Annotated in this window: 18 protein-coding genes and 4 pseudogenes; 9 read left to right on the top strand and 13 right to left on the bottom strand. The window is 68.6% G+C overall.

Features of this window, described 5'->3' with window-relative positions:
* Positions 1 to 9 precede the first annotated feature (9 nt).
* Complete coding sequence (locus AC0ZLC_RS02985) at positions 10 to 990, bottom strand: pectate lyase family protein (protein WP_476750275.1); 981 nt, start codon at positions 988 to 990, stop codon at positions 10 to 12.
* 339 nt (positions 991 to 1329) lie between these two features.
* Positions 1330 to 2214, bottom strand: a pseudogene (locus AC0ZLC_RS02980) (IS5 family transposase).
* A 347-nt stretch (positions 2215 to 2561) separates the two neighbouring features.
* Between AC0ZLC_RS02980 and AC0ZLC_RS02975 the strand changes: the two are divergent.
* Positions 2562 to 3386, top strand: coding sequence for an alpha/beta fold hydrolase (locus AC0ZLC_RS02975; RefSeq protein ID WP_476750274.1), 825 nt, complete (start codon positions 2562 to 2564; stop codon positions 3384 to 3386).
* Positions 3387 to 3733: 347 nt separating this feature from the next.
* Positions 3734 to 3841, top strand: coding sequence for a transposase domain-containing protein (locus AC0ZLC_RS02970; RefSeq protein ID WP_476750273.1), 108 nt, complete (start codon positions 3734 to 3736; stop codon positions 3839 to 3841).
* 22 nt (positions 3842 to 3863) lie between these two features.
* Here the strand turns inward: AC0ZLC_RS02970 and AC0ZLC_RS02965 are convergent, their stop codons facing one another.
* Positions 3864 to 4382, bottom strand: a complete 519-nt coding sequence (locus tag AC0ZLC_RS02965; RefSeq protein ID WP_476750272.1) for a hypothetical protein — start codon at positions 4380 to 4382, stop codon at positions 3864 to 3866.
* Positions 4383 to 4756: 374 nt separating this feature from the next.
* Here AC0ZLC_RS02965 and AC0ZLC_RS02960 point away from each other — a divergent pair, with 374 nt between their 5' ends.
* Positions 4757 to 4987 (top strand): hypothetical protein, encoded by a 231-nt coding sequence (locus AC0ZLC_RS02960; RefSeq protein WP_476750271.1) that lies wholly within the window; start codon positions 4757 to 4759, stop codon positions 4985 to 4987.
* 73 nt (positions 4988 to 5060) lie between these two features.
* Here the strand turns inward: AC0ZLC_RS02960 and AC0ZLC_RS02955 are convergent, their stop codons facing one another.
* Positions 5061 to 5405 carry a hypothetical protein gene (locus tag AC0ZLC_RS02955; protein ID WP_476750270.1) on the bottom strand — a complete coding sequence of 115 codons (345 nt, stop codon included), beginning with the start codon at positions 5403 to 5405 and terminating at the stop codon, positions 5061 to 5063.
* Positions 5406 to 5601: 196 nt separating this feature from the next.
* A complete protein-coding gene (locus AC0ZLC_RS02950) occupies positions 5602 to 6018 on the bottom strand; it encodes a hypothetical protein (protein WP_476750269.1) in 417 nt (138 codons plus the stop codon).
* 949 nt (positions 6019 to 6967) lie between these two features.
* Here AC0ZLC_RS02950 and AC0ZLC_RS02945 point away from each other — a divergent pair.
* A complete protein-coding gene (locus tag AC0ZLC_RS02945) occupies positions 6968 to 7486 on the top strand; it encodes a YrhB domain-containing protein (RefSeq protein ID WP_476750268.1) in 519 nt (172 codons plus the stop codon).
* Here AC0ZLC_RS02945 and AC0ZLC_RS02940 read toward each other — a convergent pair.
* Complete coding sequence (locus tag AC0ZLC_RS02940) at positions 7483 to 7959, bottom strand: MarR family winged helix-turn-helix transcriptional regulator (protein ID WP_476750267.1); 477 nt, start codon at positions 7957 to 7959, stop codon at positions 7483 to 7485. The two genes, AC0ZLC_RS02945 and AC0ZLC_RS02940, sit on opposite strands and share 4 nt — an antisense overlap.
* Positions 7960 to 8046: 87 nt before the next feature.
* Here AC0ZLC_RS02940 and AC0ZLC_RS02935 point away from each other — a divergent pair, with 87 nt between their 5' ends.
* Positions 8047 to 8937 carry an alpha/beta fold hydrolase gene (locus tag AC0ZLC_RS02935; RefSeq protein ID WP_476750266.1) on the top strand — a complete coding sequence of 297 codons (891 nt, stop codon included), beginning with the start codon at positions 8047 to 8049 and terminating at the stop codon, positions 8935 to 8937.
* 362 nt (positions 8938 to 9299) lie between these two features.
* Here AC0ZLC_RS02935 and AC0ZLC_RS02930 read toward each other — a convergent pair whose 3' ends face one another.
* On the bottom strand, positions 9300 to 9869 hold the full coding sequence (locus tag AC0ZLC_RS02930; RefSeq protein WP_476750265.1) for a DUF3885 domain-containing protein: 570 nt from the start codon (positions 9867 to 9869) through the stop codon (positions 9300 to 9302).
* A gap of 233 nt (positions 9870 to 10102) precedes the next feature.
* On the opposite strand from AC0ZLC_RS02930, the gene AC0ZLC_RS02925 reads away from it, so the two are divergent.
* The gene (locus AC0ZLC_RS02925) at positions 10103 to 10720 is read left to right on the top strand and encodes a DUF6000 family protein (protein WP_476750264.1); all 618 of its coding nucleotides are present in this window, start codon (positions 10103 to 10105) and stop codon (positions 10718 to 10720) included.
* A 55-nt stretch (positions 10721 to 10775) separates the two neighbouring features.
* On the opposite strand, the gene AC0ZLC_RS02920 is transcribed toward AC0ZLC_RS02925, so the two are convergent.
* Positions 10776 to 11144 carry a hypothetical protein gene (locus AC0ZLC_RS02920; protein WP_476750263.1) on the bottom strand — a complete coding sequence of 123 codons (369 nt, stop codon included), beginning with the start codon at positions 11142 to 11144 and terminating at the stop codon, positions 10776 to 10778.
* Between the two features lie 373 nt (positions 11145 to 11517).
* Complete coding sequence (locus tag AC0ZLC_RS02915) at positions 11518 to 11922, bottom strand: type II toxin-antitoxin system PemK/MazF family toxin (protein WP_476750262.1); 405 nt, start codon at positions 11920 to 11922, stop codon at positions 11518 to 11520.
* A 166-nt stretch (positions 11923 to 12088) separates the two neighbouring features.
* Here AC0ZLC_RS02915 and AC0ZLC_RS02910 point away from each other — a divergent pair.
* Positions 12089 to 12289 (top strand): annotated as a pseudogene (locus tag AC0ZLC_RS02910) (transposase); the annotation flags it as partial.
* Positions 12290 to 12624: 335 nt separating this feature from the next.
* Here AC0ZLC_RS02910 and AC0ZLC_RS02905 read toward each other — a convergent pair.
* Both AC0ZLC_RS02905 and AC0ZLC_RS02900 read right to left on the bottom strand, forming a co-directional pair.
* Positions 12625 to 12930, bottom strand: coding sequence for a helix-turn-helix domain-containing protein (locus AC0ZLC_RS02905; RefSeq protein WP_476750261.1), 306 nt, complete (start codon positions 12928 to 12930; stop codon positions 12625 to 12627).
* 38 nt (positions 12931 to 12968) lie between these two features.
* Positions 12969 to 13781, bottom strand: a complete 813-nt coding sequence (locus AC0ZLC_RS02900; protein ID WP_476750260.1) for an NAD(P)H-binding protein — start codon at positions 13779 to 13781, stop codon at positions 12969 to 12971.
* An 85-nt stretch (positions 13782 to 13866) separates the two neighbouring features.
* Between AC0ZLC_RS02900 and AC0ZLC_RS02895 the strand changes: the two genes are divergently transcribed.
* Positions 13867 to 14280: a winged helix-turn-helix transcriptional regulator gene (locus tag AC0ZLC_RS02895; RefSeq protein ID WP_217240014.1), complete on the top strand. Its 414-nt coding sequence runs from the start codon at positions 13867 to 13869 to the stop codon at positions 14278 to 14280.
* A gap of 473 nt (positions 14281 to 14753) precedes the next feature.
* Here the strand turns inward: AC0ZLC_RS02895 and AC0ZLC_RS02890 are convergent.
* Positions 14754 to 15053, bottom strand: a pseudogene (locus AC0ZLC_RS02890) (transposase family protein); the annotation flags it as partial.
* 42 nt (positions 15054 to 15095) lie between these two features.
* Between AC0ZLC_RS02890 and AC0ZLC_RS02885 the strand changes: the two are divergent.
* Positions 15096 to 15212: pseudogene (locus tag AC0ZLC_RS02885) on the top strand (IS5/IS1182 family transposase); the annotation flags it as partial.
* Between the two features lie 107 nt (positions 15213 to 15319).
* On the opposite strand, the gene AC0ZLC_RS02880 reads toward AC0ZLC_RS02885, so the two are convergent.
* Entirely contained in the window at positions 15320 to 15703 is a 384-nt protein-coding gene (locus AC0ZLC_RS02880; RefSeq protein WP_476750724.1) for a peptidoglycan-binding domain-containing protein, read from the bottom strand.
* Positions 15704 to 16144 lie beyond the last annotated feature (441 nt).

Here is a 16144-nt window from a genome sequence, read left to right as displayed (position 1 = left end):
GTGGGGGTTTCAGAGCTTTCCGGCTCCCGCGCCTGCCGTCACCGAGGCGACGACGGACGAGGCGGGTTCGGCGGTGTAGCTGTAGGGCGGGCTGGTGAAGGAGCCCGTGCGGGAGATCTCGGTGGCGGCTCCGCCGAGATCGTTGCCGCGGAGGTTGGCGTAGCCGTCGACGTCGCTGCTGCGGCTGGTGGTGACCGCGATCTTCGTCGAGCGGAAGACGTTGTTCTCCACGAGCATCTGCGCGCCCATGCGGGAGTGCACCGCGGTGTCGGCACCCTCGACGTAGTTGTCGTAGAAGTGCCCGGTGCCGAAGCGCAGACTGGGGATCCGCGAGTAGACGTTGCTGAAGTGGTTGTGGTGGTACGTCACCTTCAAGTGCCCGGTGTCCTCGGAGGCGTTGCTGTCGCTGTGTCCGACGAGCGAGCCCTTGTAGTGGTTCTTGAAGGTGTTCCAGGAGACCGTGACGTTGTCCGAGGCGTGGGTGATGTCGAGCAGGCCGTCGTAGTGGTCCTTGTCGTGATCACGGTCCGCCGAGAACGAGTTGTGGTCGATCCACACCTTCGTCGACTTCTGGACGGTGATGCCGTCGGAGGGCGCGAGCGGCTTGCTGATGTTCAGGTTCCGTACGACGACGTTGGTCTCCTCCTTGACGCGCAGGCCGCCGCCGGTGAAGCCGGACGACGAACCGACGCCCAGGACCGTGGTGTTGGAGCCGACATCCACCTGCCCGGACAGTGAGATGAGGCCGCTGACCTTGACCACCTTGGCCGAGTCGCCGGCGACGGCGGACTTGAAGCCGGAGAGCGTCGTGACGGTCACCGGGGTGGCGCTGCCGCCGCCCGTGGTGCCGGCTCCGAAGCCGATCGGTGCGGTCTCCGCGGCGCTCGCGGTCTGCGGGAGGACGAGCGCGGCGGTGAGGGTCAGGACGGCTGCGGCGCCCGTCGCGAGGGCCGGTCTGCGGGAGCGGGTGCGCAGGGGGTGAGTACGCATGCGGGTGTGTCCCTTCGGGTGCGATCCGGAGGTTATGTGCATGAACGACGTACGCCATGTTGAACTCGGTGCGCATGCGAGCGCTTTCCGCAGGAATCGTGAAGCTTTCCGGGAGGTGCACTTCCCCAGGTCGCACGGCCTTCGCGCACCGACATGCCGTACGTGCGGGGACGCCTGCGGGTCACGCTGCTGAACGGGAAGGTATGGGGAAAGCGCTTTCTAGTCAACGTGTCGCGCAGAATGCATCCGGCCAACTGTGAAGCTGCCGTTCCGCGTTGCCGACCGATGGCCGCGGTGCGTGCCGCTCGCCCGTCGGAGGCGCGGCGCCAAAGCCTCCGCTTACTGTCCCTGACACAGCCGTTGGACGTGACGGTGGGTGATCAGGCAGACGGCGAGCCCGAGGAATGCTTCGTGGATGTCGTCGCGTGGTTCCCAACGGATGCGCAGGCAGCGGCAGTTGTGGAGTCAGGCGATCGTGCGTTCGACGACGTAGCGGAAGGTGCCGAGGCCGGTGGCGTGGGGTTGGCCTCGCTTCGCGATCACGGGGGGATGCCGCGTTGCCGGAGCAGGCGCCGGTACTTGTCGTGGTCGTGGCGGCGGTCGGCCGGCCGCGCGTCGGGACGTCGGCAGGGTCTGCCGACCCCGCCCGCGACGGCCGGGATCTTGTCGAGCAGGGGCAGGAGTTGGGTGACGTCGTTGCGGCTTCCGCCGGTCAGCGACACCGCGAGCGGGATGCCCTGGCCGTCGACGATGAGGTGGTGCTTGCTGCCCGGACGTGCGCGGTCGACCGGGCTGGATCCGCTTTTGAACCCCGTCGGGCCGCGCGGACGTGCGAGGAGTCGATCACCGCCCGGGACCAGTCCAGCTGGTTCTTCGACCGCAGCTCTTTCTCCAGCATCAGCACGTGCAGCCGACCCCAGACGCCGGCCTCGTTCCAGGCCGCCAGACGCCTCCAGACGCCGACAGACGCCGCCAGCAGGTCATGCCCGAGCCGAAGCCCAGCTCCTGGGGCGGGTATTCCCACTGGATCCCGGTGTGCAGGACGAACAGGGTCCCGCACAGGGCCAGGCAGTCCGGCACTCGAGGTCTGCCCTCGGCCGGCTTCGGCGCCGGCACGGACAGCAACGGCTCGATGAGCGACCAGAGTTCATCCGACACGATCCACGGTCGCGACTGGCGTTTCCCTACGACCAGACCAACGAGCGGACAAGCCCACAGTCCCATGATCAACAGCTTTTGGATGCGCCTGAAGGGCGGATCAGGGGCCGGACGTCTGGGCAGCCGCCGTCGAACGGTTCCGGCGCGGGGCACGGCCCGGATCCGTCTTGACGGAAGACGTATGACGGCGGAGATCGACCGGGTGCCGGCGAAGCTGCGCAGGACGTGCGGCCGGTGCACTCATGGCTTCGGATCGCACGACAAGCCTGATCCTGAGCGATGGATTTGGGAGGCGCCAGATCACGGAAGGGTGATGTTGATGAGTTCCGGACGCACTGGACCTCCTGCCAGGGCGGCATCGGCCATGCTCTTGGAGAAAGTTGCTGGTCATGCCGCAGAAGAGGAGAACAAGGGTGAACTGGAAACTTGGCGAGGAATTCCAGACGCCTGAGGGGATGGTGCGCTGGAGGGTCCTCGGCAGCGGAGACCCGATCGTGCTGGTGCACGGCACCCCGTATTCCTCCCTTCTCTGGCGGGACATCGCTCCAGCGCTCGCCCGTACCCGAACGGTCTTCGTCTTCGACCATCTCGGCTTCGGCCAGTCGGACCAGCGCGAGGGCCAGGACCTCAGCCTGGCGGCTCACGGGAGGAACTTCGCCCAACTCCTCGACCACTGGGAACTGTCCTGCCCCAGCGTCGTCGCCCATGACATCGGTGGGGCCGTGGCCCTCCGGACGCTACTGCTGGAAGAGAGGAACTACCGGGACCTGACCCTCTTCGACGCGGTGAGCGGCGGTGAGTGGGAGCGAGGGCTTTTCCAGCTCATCCTGGAGCACGCGGAGGCCTTCGAACAGCTTCCGGACTACGCGCACGAGGCGCTGGTTGCCAGCCACATGCGGCACGCGACGCACGTCGGTTTCCGGCCGGAAGTCCTCGACGCGTTTCTCGCACCGTGGCGGAGAGCCGCGGGGCAGGCCGCGTTCTACCGCCAGTACAGCCAGATCCGGCAGGCGGACACCGCCGCGTACGAGCACCTGCTGGACGGCCTGTCCCTTCCGGTACGCCTCATCTGGGGCCGCGAGGACCGCATCCTCCCCCCGGAGTACGCCGAGTGGCTGCACGAGCGAATCCCACACGCCGAGCTGCACTGGATCGAGGGCGCGGGCCACCTGCTCCAGGAAGACGCACCGGGGCAACTGTCGGCCTACCTCACCGCCGGATTCCCCTCAGATGGGTGATGCCCACCAGCTCGTGATCGTCACGAACCCCCAAATTCGCGCCGGAGCCCGGAAGAGTGAGCCAGGACCTCCCGGCGGACGAAGTGTGTGCCCCGGAGGTGAGAACGGCGCTGCTGCGGAAGCTGTCGTCCGTGAGGTCTACCGGGTCAGCGGCGCGGGCGCGAGGCGGACGGTCCAAAGGCGCAGCCTGATCCGCAGCGGCGGTGCCGAGGGGGCGGTGGGCGCTTGGGCCACTATCGAGAACGTGCGGTTCCGTTTGAATGCAGGCGTTATAAGCCAGGAGTCAATCAAGGTCGGGGGATATCTCAGCGGGGCTGGAGACCACGCGAGCGTCATCTCCAGAACCGGTGACTTTGTTGGGGGTCGTGGAACAGCGGTCGCGGTTGCTGCCGACGCGGGTGGTGGTCTATTTCGTGCTCGCGATCCGCATGGGCCGAGGAGCGGCCGGGCGCTGACACTGGCGGCGCCCCCGGTGTGTCAGTGCCCGGCAGAGGCCTTCACCAGGGCCACCGCCACACCGATCACCGCGTCCAGGATGCCTGCCACCACCGCCGCCAAGGCGCCGCCTCCCATGCGCAGCCCGCCCAGGCAGCCCCACAGGAAGAGGGAGACGACGCCCACCCACGCCGCCACCAGCAGTGCGGTGTGCACGGAAAAAACCTCCAGCGCGGCCAGAGCGATCAGCACGGTCGGTCCCACGGCGCACGACAGAAGTGGGCTGCTGACGTACAGCATGCGGCGCAGCTCGTGGCCGGTGGCGAGGTGGCGGTGCACTGTGCGGTGCGCCTGCTGGTCGGCGACGAACGCCGCGAGCCACAGCCCCAGAGCGGTCGTGAGGACCGTAGCGACAGCGCCGAGGGAACCCACATCACCGGAGGACAGACCGACGACCACGGCAATCATCGTGATGGTCGCGTAGATGCGCTCTTTCAGACGATCCGCCAGGGCGCCGGCCTCCGTGCCAGGCGGCAGATCCGCTCGCTGGTCGTCCACCACCCCGATGCCCCTCACCTGTCACGGGACGCAGGTCACGCGTCCCTGTTCGGCCGTCGCGGCACGCACGGGTGCGGCACCACGGCCACCAGCATGCATCGGGCCGTGCCAAGACACCGGCAACCACGAGCGCGTGCCTGGCTGGCGTTGACGCCGCGCTTCGGGGCGTCCAAGTCGACCGTGCATCGCCGGTTTGTCATCTGGTCCCGGACTAGCTAGCTGCGTGTCTACTACAGCGAGGAGGGGGACCGCGCGACCGAGAACGCTGAGGTCAGTGTGAGCGGCTGAGCCGGGGCGGGGAAGACGGTTCGGCCTGGATCTGTCACCCGATCGGTCCACCTGGAGGAGGTGAGTTCGTAGCAGGCATCGCCGCGCGCATGAGCGGTTTCCCCCGTGACGCTTTGATCGCAGCCAAGGCGGCAATCAACGCCATCAGCCTGCCAACTCCTGCCGAAGTACGCGCAGACGCCGCACTGTTCCAGCAATTCGTCCGAGGTGAGGGGGTGCAGCAGCGCACGGCTGAGCTGTTCAGGCGAGGCTTCCAAACCCGTGGCGCCACCGAACTCGCGCTAGGAGAGGCCCTGCGCCACTTGAAGGCCGTCGACTGATGAAGAAGGCCGTGCGGTAGACGGATCGGGGCTGGTGGGTGGCCTGCGGCAGGATGTCAGCGGCGGGCAGGTGTCAGCGGTGGGCGGCGCGGTTCATCTCGACGACGTCCGCGAGGGTGGGGTTGGCCGGGAGGGCGTCGAAGCGCTCCATCATGCTGTCGCGGACCTGGGTGTCCTTGCGGTCGGCCGCGGCCAGGGCCGCCGGCAGTTCCTCGAGGGTCAGCTCGGTGCAGTAGGCGGGGCCCATTGGCTGCTGGCGCCAGGAGTCGGCCAGTGCGCCGGCGTCGTAGGGGTCGAAGCCTGTGTCGTTCACGAGGCGCATGGCCATCTGCCGCGCCTCGTCGGAGTGGGCGGCGACCGTGATGGCGATGCGGCCCGGGGTCCCTGCCGGAACGCTGCCCAGCACGAGCAGCAGCACGCCGAGACAATGCTCGTGCCACCCGCGATGGGGCCTGCCTGCGCAGGTGTCTCACCGGTTCTGCTACTGCGCTGAACCGGACTCCCCCTATCAGTGGGGGCACACCGGCTCTTTCTACTTCGGCGGCCGCGGCACCAGAAGGCTGGATGGGCCGGGCCCTTTCCTCAGCTTAAGGAGAGGGTGGCTGCTCGACCCACTACCCCCAGCGCCTCAGCTCCCGAGTCAGCTCCCGGTGCCACCCCGTACGGCGCGGGGCGCGGTGGCCGTCGGGCGGAGCGCCAAGGGCGACCACAGGATCGGCGATCCGGTGGGTAACCCGGCAGGCCAGGACATCGGTCGCGGCGTCCATCCAGTCGTTGGCGTTCCGGGAAGGCGCCATCGAGCCGAGCGCGGTGACGAACCACACCGGCAGCAGCTCCGTGCCGCTGAGCGCTTCGGAGAGCCGGCTGCGCAGCCGAAGCCGCAGCTTCGTGTTCGCCCGCTGGCCCGCGTCGATCACCTTGGCGTTCTTCGCCCGAAGAGCGTCGTCCGCCGCCAGCTTCTGCCGGGCCGCCTCCGCGCTGGTCGTCAGCGGCCCGATCCGGCTGTGAACCTCCCGGGCCTTGGGTGGCACGGACGTCTTGAAATCGAGTTCGGCCGCCTTCCGCTCCGCGGTCCGGCCTGCACAGCAGCCAGGACCGCGGCGGCGCGAAGGACCGCGGCACGGTGCCGGCCCCGTTCCTCCCGGGCGTGCCCCAGATGGTCGCCGGTCAGCTTCAACCGGGAGCGGTCGTAGTCAGTCAGCAGGCCAGCACGCGCATCGAGGCCCTTAATCACGGTGACCGCCAGGGCGTGCAGCTCACCCCCGCGGTCCTCATCGAGGTCGACGACGACGGCGCCCTCGGCTTGGCGCAGATACCGCTCCAGCGCCGCCATCAAATCGGCGAACACCTCCCGCGGCTCCGGCCGGGCGAAGGGGCGGCACCCTTCGGATGCCCCAACCCGCCCGTCAGGGCAGCCAGTTCCTCTGCCCACCCCTCAACGTGCTCCACCCTCACATCCATCAGCATGACCGGACAACGGTCAGCACCGATCACCAGTCACAAGATCTGAGGCTGCACGCCGTAGTGGGCGCGGCGGCCGCGCGACGGGCAGCCGCCGGGAACGGCCGGCGCCTCGGCCGCGGACCTCCTTCGACCCGACTCGGCTGACGACCGGAGCCGAATCCCCCGACGGCCCGCTGCCTCCGCCAGGCCGACGTACGCCCGGTCACACCGGCGCCACGCCGAGAACGGTCGACCGGCGCAGGCGGCGCATTCCATACCCGGCGATCGCGGCGCCGGATCACTGCGGCGGAGCACTTTGCGGGCTGGACGGCGTCGTCAGTCTTGCCGTCCCTCTGCGTTCGACCGGGCGGCGGTCGCCGGCGCCGCCCGGAATCGTGGATCGTTGCGTACTGGCGCAGAGCACTTGTTTTTCAGCTGCTTTATTCCTGGGCGAGAAGGTTCGTTGGCCCCTTCTGCGTGGTCCTGAGCCGTGGGAATTCGCTGGTCGAAACCGGGCCCGTACGGGATGCTGCACGCGTGATCGAGCGAGAAGCCGCCGTTCGGGCTGTCGAAGAACAGCTGGAGCGCGACTATCAAAAGTGGCGGGCTGCGAGTGTGGACGCGCTACGGATGGCTGTGGTCGACGTCGAGAAGCACGAGCTGGTGTGGATCGTCTACTGGACCTCCGAGGAGTTCGTGCGCACTCGGAACTCGGAGTTCATGCTGGCCGGCAACGGGCCGTACCTGGTCGACCGTGTCGACGGCGGACTGCACCAGATCGGCGTCGTCTCTGCGGTAACCGGAGAGTGGGAGGCCGACTACAGAGACCGGATACGTGGGCTGCCAGTGCGCACCGCAGTAGACGATCTACACGATGCGCTGTGCGAAGTCGCCGCTACGCGCGGACGCATGCACGCTGTGCGGACACTGCGCCAGAGGCTGCCTGTGCTCTCGCCTGCGGAGCCCATCGAATACGTGAGGGCGTTGCTGGACGGTGATGCACCCGCGCGCCTCGCGGCGCCGACCGGCCGACCACGACCCTCGGCTGACCGCTAGCGCAGTTCCTGTCCCGCCGCCCAGCCCGGAGCGTCGAGGTTGATGGGCGAGTCGCCGACGAATTGGGCGAGCTGCGTTTCCAGCTCGGCGAGTTCGGCGGCGCCCAGACGCACTTCCCAGCGGGCCCGCACCTCGTCGAAGATCGCCGTGCTCTCGGTGATCAGCCCGATCCCGTGATCGGTGATCCGGATGTTCTTGCGGCGGATGTCGGCGGGGTCGGTCTCGGTGGTGACGTACCCGCGTTCGACGAGCGCGGCGATCGTCTTCGCCGCGGCCTGCTTGGTGACGGCGAGTCTGCGGGCCAAGTCCGAGGCGCTGTCGGCGCCGGCTCGGATGGCCCGGATCGCGTACTCGTGCGACGGCCGGGCGTCGGGGTATCCCCGGGTCGCCAGCTCCCGGACCACTTCGTCCACCAGATTGCGATAGCTGCCCAGGAGCAGCAGGGCGAGATCGGCGCCGGATCGTGAGGACATGACCACAGTCTAGATCTTCCCTTGACCTGGACAACCAGGTTGACCAACACTGGAGTCAACCTGATTGTCTATCTTGGGAGTCATCGCATGACCAGCTCTTTCGTGACCGCCTCGCCCGCCGTGGCGGGCGTCACGCACCACACCGCCGAGGTCAACGGCACCACGTTGCACTACATCTCGGCGGGCGACACCGGCTCCCCGATCCTGCTGGTGCACGGGTGGCCGGAGTCCTGGTGGGCCTTCCGCGACGTCATCCCGCTGCTCGCCGCCACCCACCGGGTGTTCGCCGTCGACCTGCGCGGCTTCGGCGACTCCGGCATCGCCGACGGCGACCACGACTTGGCCACCATGGCGGAGGACCTGCACCGGCTGGTCGCCCACCTCGGCGTCGGGCCCGTGCACGTGACCTGCCAGGACATCAGCGGCGGGCCGGTCTTCGCGTTCGCGGCCACGCACCCCGGCGACGTCCTCAGCTTCACCGGCGTCGAGACCACCCTTCCGGGGTACGGCTGGGAGATGCTTGCCGACGTGAGGAACGGCGGCTCCTGGCACGTGGGATTCCTGGCCGCCCCGGGAATTCCGGAGCTGTTCCTGGCCGGCCGCGAGCGAGTGATGCTCGACTGGGCCGTCTCGGTGATGACGATGGTGCCGCGCGGGGTCACCGAGGCCGACCTCGACGAGTTCGCCCGCACCTACGCGCGGCCGGGCGGCTGGCGCGGCACCGAGGGGCTCTACCGTTCCTCCCTGACCGGCGGCGACCGGATGCGGGCACTGGCCGAGTCGCGGCCGCTGACCGTTCCCGTGCTCGCCGTCGACGGCATCAACGCCCCCTTCACCGAGCGGACGATGCGCCAGGTCGCCGGCGACGTCACCGCGGTCACGATCCCGGACGTCGGGCATTTCGTCGCGCAGGAGGCGCCCGCCGCCTTCGCCACCGCGGTCGGCGACTTCGTCGACCGCGTCGACCGGAGCCGCTGAACGGCCGAGTTCCTGCACCGCCACCCTCCGTGCCCTCTCCGGCCTGCCGCTGACGCGGCCTCGAGCCGGGGCAGCGCCGTTGCCTCCCGGATTCGTGCTGCCGAGGTGGGCAACTCCCGCGCCGACACCGCGTGTTTCAACCGCGGATACGCCGTCCGCTCGATCGACGCCACGAAACCACCCCCCGACCATCAACCGGACAAAGGCCCCCGCGCGGCGACGACTCCAACGAACATCAATGCAACAGGAAAATGCCCAGCTCAGCGCGATGCATCACGCCGTCGCCACCAAGGAACTCGTGGAGCTCTCAACCCGGTACTTGCGGTGGAGACCATTCTGAGCGGGGCGGCGATCCGAGCCGGTCAGAGACCCGACAGATGACTGGAACGCCAATCGGCATGCCGATCGCGCATCCGGTCCCGCTCCTGCGACGTGGCGAGGAAGACGTCGGCGCAACCGTCGTAGGGGTAATGGATGCGCTGCATCCGGGTGTCGGTGATGAGGACCCCCGCCACCTTGTCGACGGCGATGTCTCGGAGCAACTCGTCGATGCAGCCTCGCCGCCAGGGCAGGCGAGCGGCGAAGAGGTGGCAGTACGTGCGGAACTCAGGGTCAGGATCGTCCTCCACCAGCAAGCTCTGCCAATAGCCCGTGACGGGTTGCGATGACGGAACCTCGGCTTCGGTCGTCCAGAGCGGAGTGATCACGTACACGTCCGCACCAGCGAACAACTCATCGAGGACGGTGTTGTAGCGCTCCAGGACGACGGTGTGCTCGCTCTCGTCGTCCGCGTACCGCTTCGACTCTGGCAAGCTGTGAAAACGTACCCAAACATCCCGATACGGGTCACGGAGCTTGTACCCAACCGGAGGGCAACTAGGCCAACGCTGCCGCCACAGCTCCGTCAAATCCGCCTGCCCGTCTCCAGACACCCCCCGCACTCGCCCCTCTCGCGTATGGACTTACCGACGACCATGATGCCGGGGCTCACCCCCGAGGGAAACCGACTTCTCAGCTGTCACTTCGCGGGCTGCTGATGCGGCCCAGTCCAGTCGCGCTTGACGAGTTCCGTCCAGTCCGTCGCGCTGGTGCCGGTGAGGGCGGCGGACTAGGAGCGCAAGAATGGGATGGCCTCGTTTTGCACCAGCGAGGCAAGATCAGCTGTGTGATACGCGATCCTCGTGACGATGCCGAGTTGCTGGCTCTGGTTCGCTGCTATGTCACGCCCGAGCGGCGTTATCTGAAGCTCGGCGGCAGCTTGCTGCGCATGCGAAGTCCTGCGTACGACCGATTCATGCGAGATCTCCGTGAGGACGCTGGACTCATCACCGCAGATGAGATCGCCAAGCTTCTTGAGGGCGGCTGGCGCGAGCGACGAACTGCGGCTTGGCTCGTAGCTGTCTCCCGCCGGACCGAGTTCCGTGAGCGCCTCGGGGAACTCCTGCTGGCTAGCGAGGTCTGCTGTGCTGGGCTGGCCTATTGCGTGGCCCTGGCCAGTTTCGGAACGGCGCGCGACGCTGATCTGCTCGCTGCCTACCTGGATCGCTACCTTCGTCGCCCTGACCTCGCCTACGACCAGACCGTCGTCATGGGCGCTCTCCAGTTCATCGACCTGAACCTTGGAGGTGGTCAAGCCGACCGCTTTCGGGAACCGGGGGGCCTGTGGCAGCAGTGGCTTCAGGATGCACCTCACATGCAGGGCGATTCGGACCCCACCCCCTTCTTCTTGAGCCTCATTCGCCAGCTTTGCGCGTTCGTCGACGAATGCGCAGAGGCGCTATGACCGCCCCCATCTTGGGGTGGTTTCTCTGGACCATGGCCGCCGCCCGGGGGAGCGGTCAGATCTGTGTGCGGGACGCGATGTAGTCGAGCCAGTCGCGTCTGGCGTATCCGGTCCAGCGGGTGGCGTTGCTGATGCTGGTGCCGGTGAAGTCGGCGAGGACGGACGCCGGCAAGTCTGTGGCCAGTGCGAGACGAGCATTGTTGCGGCCGGCGCGAGGCGCGATGCCGTGTCGGCGGAGCTTCAAATTGAGGTAGGTGGCTCCGAGAGGGCGGGCAGGCTCCTGGCCGGGGAACAGCCATGGTGTTGCGCTGGCTGTCTGATCGAGCTGCCAGCGTGCCTGGCACTGGTCGTGTTGCGCACGAACTAGCCGGGCGACTTCGGGCGGCAGCGGGAGACGATGGCCTGCGAGGTTGAGCGCCACCATCGCGTTGTCGATCGCGGCGGTGAGGTCGCGTTCCAGTTCCGCGCGTACCCGGACTCGCCGGGCTGGACGGAGCAGGAGCAGAGGGAAGTCGCCGCGCTGCGTGAAGAGCGTCGCCGTGACGCCTTCCCGAACGCCGTTCCGTGCGACCTCGACGTTGTGGAGTCACGTCAGGAACGGACGCTGGCCGGGCCCACGGACCGGAGGTGGCGTCTGGCCGGAAGCACCCCGATGGCTGAGGTGCCGCGAACGGTGCCTCATACTCCAGCCGTAGATCGTGATCTCGATGGTGAGGGCGCCGAGGCGGCAGGCGGCCAGCGTGGATCATCTCGCCCGAGATCGCCCACGCCGTGGCGGGCGTCGGCTTCTTCTTCGTCTACCCGAGTTCACCGAGACGGAGGGCGTCCCGTATCTCGCTGAGCTTCGCGGTCGTTGCCGGGGTACGCTCGTGCGCTTGTTCAGCGAGTCGGAGGGCGTCGTCAATCTCGCTGAGCTTCAGGGAGGACAGGACGGCCTCCCGCTCCATCAGGTCGTCCCGGGACACAGTGGTCAGCCACGTGCACGGGGTGAAGCCTGGACGCGGGAGCGCGAGCCGCAGCACGCCTTCGAACGGCAGTCCTTCACCGGCGCCCACCATCACTTCGATGCCCAGACCGCTGATGTCGACGCCCGCCGGAGGGACGACCTGCATCACCTGGATCCCGGACGTGTTCTCTCCCGACAGCAGTACGACCAACCTGCGCTCGTCGAACTGAACCCACCAGACTTCGCCACGTTGCACAAGTCCTCCAGATACTGGACGGCAGGCAGACGCTGCGCGACCCCGACGCGCTGTGGAGACGGGTGCGGCCACCGTTGATCATCGGCGTGTGAAGACAAACGATCATGCAGTGGTCGCAGGTGACAGCGTAGACCCTGCTCACTGGCAGGAAGAGTTCGAGGGCCTGATGAGCCGGATAGCGGGACGGTTCACACGGGTGGAATCCCGACGGCGGGCCCGGAAGTTGGTACTCGGCCTGCTGTCGGACCTGCCGCGCGAGAACTGCCGGACCATCGCCGAGTGGGCCGGGGACAGGACCCCGGACGGCATGCAGCACCTGCTCGGGCGGGCCAAGTGGGACGCCGACCAGGTCCGCGACGACGTGCGGAACTCCTGCCGGGCTATCCGTCCGGGCCGGGGCGCCTGCCCAGGGTCCCGTCGGGGTCGCGCGCTGGCGGTCTTCTCGTCGACGGACAGCACCACCGCGCCCTCGGGCGGGAGGAGGCACAAGGTGCAGACGTCGGCGGCCCGCTGCCGGAAGCCCGGTATCCCGGCGGGTGAGCCAGCCCCGCACCCGGTGCGGTTTCAGATCCAGATCCGCCAGGATCCGGCCGACCTGGGACGGCGAGATCGCGGCGAAGGCCGTGCCCGCCACCTGCACGGCGATCCTGCGGTGCGACCAGCTCGACGCCGGGTGCGGGGGCGCGCTGGTGGCGGCGGCCACTACGGCGACGCGCACCTGCGGCCGTGGACACAGGGCCGGCCGGAGCGTTTCGCGTCGGCCAGAGCTGCCAGGCCAGCGGCGGCGAACCGGCCCCGCCACTTGCGCACCGTGTTGACGCAGACCTTCAGCTCGCGTGCGATCGCGGCGTCGGCCAGCCCGTCAGCCGCAGCAAGAACGCTCTTCGCCCGCAGGACCTGCCGGACCTGTGCGGTCACAAACGCTGTCAGCCGCCGCAGGCGCGCACACACCGGCTCCGCAAGGTCCACCACAACCGCCGTCGGAACCCTCTTGGTTGCGCGGGGCATCGTTCTTTCCTGGCGGCGCGGATTGGTTGCTGTGTGGGCTACGCGAGGGCTGCTGCGAGCGCGGAGTGTGGTGCGCGGCCCAGCAGTTGACGCAGATCACCGCCGGTGCGGGACATGAACCCGGCCGCGATGGCGGAGTAGGTGCCTACCAGCATCGGCACCTGGAACGGCTCGGCGCCGGACGCGGCGATACGGGTGCGGGCCTGGGTGAGGGTCTCCGGCTCGTAGGTGACCTGTGGGCCGTGAGCGCGGGCCAGGTCGGCGCCGCTGATGGCCTGCTCGCCGACGAGTTCGTAGATGCGCCCCGCATGAGCGGGCGCATCCACCGTCACACGTGCCGCGGCATCGGCCAGATCCGCCCGTGCAACGGCGGCCAGTTGGCCCTCGCCGAGCGGGGCGGTAATCCGACCGTCGGCTGACGGCGCCGCGAGGCCACCCAGCAACTCCGCGTACAGGCCATTGCGCAGGATAGTCCAGTCCATGGTGCTCGCCTGGAGCCGACGCTCGGTCCAACGGTGCGGCAGCGCGTAGGGAAGGTGATCGCCGTCGGCGGTCAGGCTCGTATAGACGACATGTCCCACACCGGCCTTCTCCGCGGCGTCGATGGCTGCACCGTGCCGGGCTATGACGGTGTCATCCTCGCCGTAGCCCGCGGAGATCAGCAGCAGTACATCCACAGCCTCGAAGCCCCCGGCGAGGGTGCCGGGCTCGTCGAAGTCGATGTGGCAAACCGGCAGCGGGGCCTTGAGCCGCTGAGGTTCGCGCGTTCCAAGAACGGTGTCGTCGCGGTCGGCCAGCCGCTCGGCGATCAGCGTGCCCAAGGCGCCGGTGGCGCCAGTAATCAGCATCATCAGGGTTTTCCCGTTCCGGTAGGTTCTCTTCGGTAACCGGGATCATCCTGCGGTTTTGCGGCAGGGAGCGTAAGGAGGCACTTCCATGTCAGTGGGGCACACCGGGGTAACCACCGAACCCGTCGTCAGCTGCGGCGACGAGCACGAGGACTGCGGGATCCGCGATGTACTCGACCGGATCGGCGACAAATGGTCGGTCCTGGTCGTCGTCGAACTGGCCCAGGGTGTCCGCCGTTTCCGACAGCTACAGCGCGCCATACCAGGTATCTCACAGCGGATGCTGACACTCACCGTGCGCCGGTTGGAACGCGACGGCCTGGTCACCCGGACCGTGCACCCCATGGTGCCCCCGCAGGTCGAGTACGAGCTCACGGCGATGGGCCACAGCCTCACCTATCTGGTCAAGGCCCTCACGGACTGGTCGGCGGAACACCGCGACGCCATCGCGCAAGCACGCCAGGAATGGGATGCCGAATATCCCGACTCCGGAATCCGGTGAACGAGCGGGCTCCAGCACCTTCCCGATGACGGGGACAACATGATCAACCCCTTCAACGAACTTCTGCGGGGCAGCACGACTGATCACCAGAATCGCTGCCCTCAACAGCGCCGACTACGACAACGCACGCATGTGCGGTGCCCATATCCAGGTCACCGGTCCCCGCGGCACCGAAACAGTAGAGATCATCGATCGGTGCCCCGAGTGCAGACCCGGCGACATTGATCTCAACCGCGCTGTGTTCAGCCGGATCGGAAACCCGCAGGCGGGGCGCGGGTCCGTGTGTCGTGGAAGCTCGTCAGCCCCGCCACCGGCAACATACTGTCAATCCGATACAAGGAGCGCTCGACAGCACACTGGTGCGCAATCCAGCTCCGCAACCACCGGAATCCTGTCACGCGACTCGAGGTCCAGTCCAACGGGAGATGGCGGTCCCTCCCGCGCGCCGCATACAACTACTTCATCGCCAGTGACGACAGTTCGCCGTTGGGCGGGCGGCGGATGGCGGTGGTGACCCAGGAAACGGCGCCGATGTAGGCGCGGTCGGCGACGATCGGGGCGCCCTGGCGTTCGCAGATTCGGATGATGCGGTGGGTGCGTGCGGCGGTCAGCTCGCGAGCGCGGCTCGGCAAGGCCGGTGAGATCCACAGAAGCTGGCCTTCGGGATCGGTGACGACCTGCACGTTCACGCCGTGGCGCCGGTGCTTGTGGGAGTAGTCGGCTCGTCCGTCGCCCAGGCGGTCGCACTCGCTGAGGGTGCCGTCCAGGAGCACGCGGACCGTTTCCTGCATGGTCAGTTGACAGTTGTCCTGGGCATGGGGAGTGGACGGTGGGGATGGATCGTTCCGGACGGACTGTGGGAGATAGCGAGGCCGTTGTTGCCGTCGGCCCGGGTGCGTCCGCAAGGGGGCGGGGTCGCGACCATCGATGATGCGTGCCCTTGCGACGCCGCCCAGCCAAGTGACCTGTACCGACCGCGTGCCCTCGCGGGCGGGGGCGCGGGGTGCAGGGCTTCGCGGTGCGGACCTGGAGGCGTCGTTCATCCCGCAGCCGGCGTGGTCCGCGCCTCCAGATCGTGACGCGTGTCGTCCCCGTACACACCCGTCTCGTCACCCCGTATGCCGTACCAGCGCTGGAAGCGGGCGACCGCGGCGGTCAGCGCGGCGTCGTAGGTGCCGTCGGTGGGTCCGTCCTCGTACACGTCCGGGATGCGCAGCAGTCGTTCCTGCAGTTCGGCCACCTCCGGACCGCTGTCCCCCTCGCGGAGGGTGCCGGCGCCGTCGGGGTCGCCGTCCCCTGGGTGCGCGCCGGCGGCGGGCGTCGCGGACGGAGCGGCTGGCGCGGTGGGCCGGGCGGCGCGCGCTTCGTCGTCGCCGGGCAGCAGCACGGCGACGGCGAAGCCGAGCACGGCCGCCGCTACCATCGCCACGCCGATGGCGGCACGGCGCAGGGCCGGTCTCTCGCCGAGCCCTCGTACGCGTCGGCGCCCCGCGGCCCTCGCGGCGGCGCGCCGCCCGGCCGCCCGCCCGCCGGGTGTTCCAGCCGTCCACCCGTGGGCCCCTCGGCCGGCCGCCACCCGCCTAGCGCCGTTCTGCCTCCCTGGCGCCGGCCCGATTCCTGTCGCCGGCTTCCCCTGCGGCGGTGATTCCGCCGCCCCGTCATCCGCGGTCGCGATCCCGGTGGACGCGCCCTCGACAGGGGGACTTCCCGCAGGCATGCCTTCCGTGGCCGCGCCTCCGGTAGCCCCGCCCCCGGTAACCGCGCCTCCAGTGGGCGCGCTTCTCCCGGAGGCGGGCTCGGGCCCTTCGGATACGGGCGGCAGTTCCTGCGTGTCCTCCTCCGCGAACGGCGGCGCCCCGGGCGG

The sequence above is a fragment of the Streptomyces sp. GLSS-08 genome (assembly GCF_056387915.1).
Note: the sequence above shows the minus strand (reverse complement) of the source record. Positions and strands in the feature narration are given on the sequence as shown.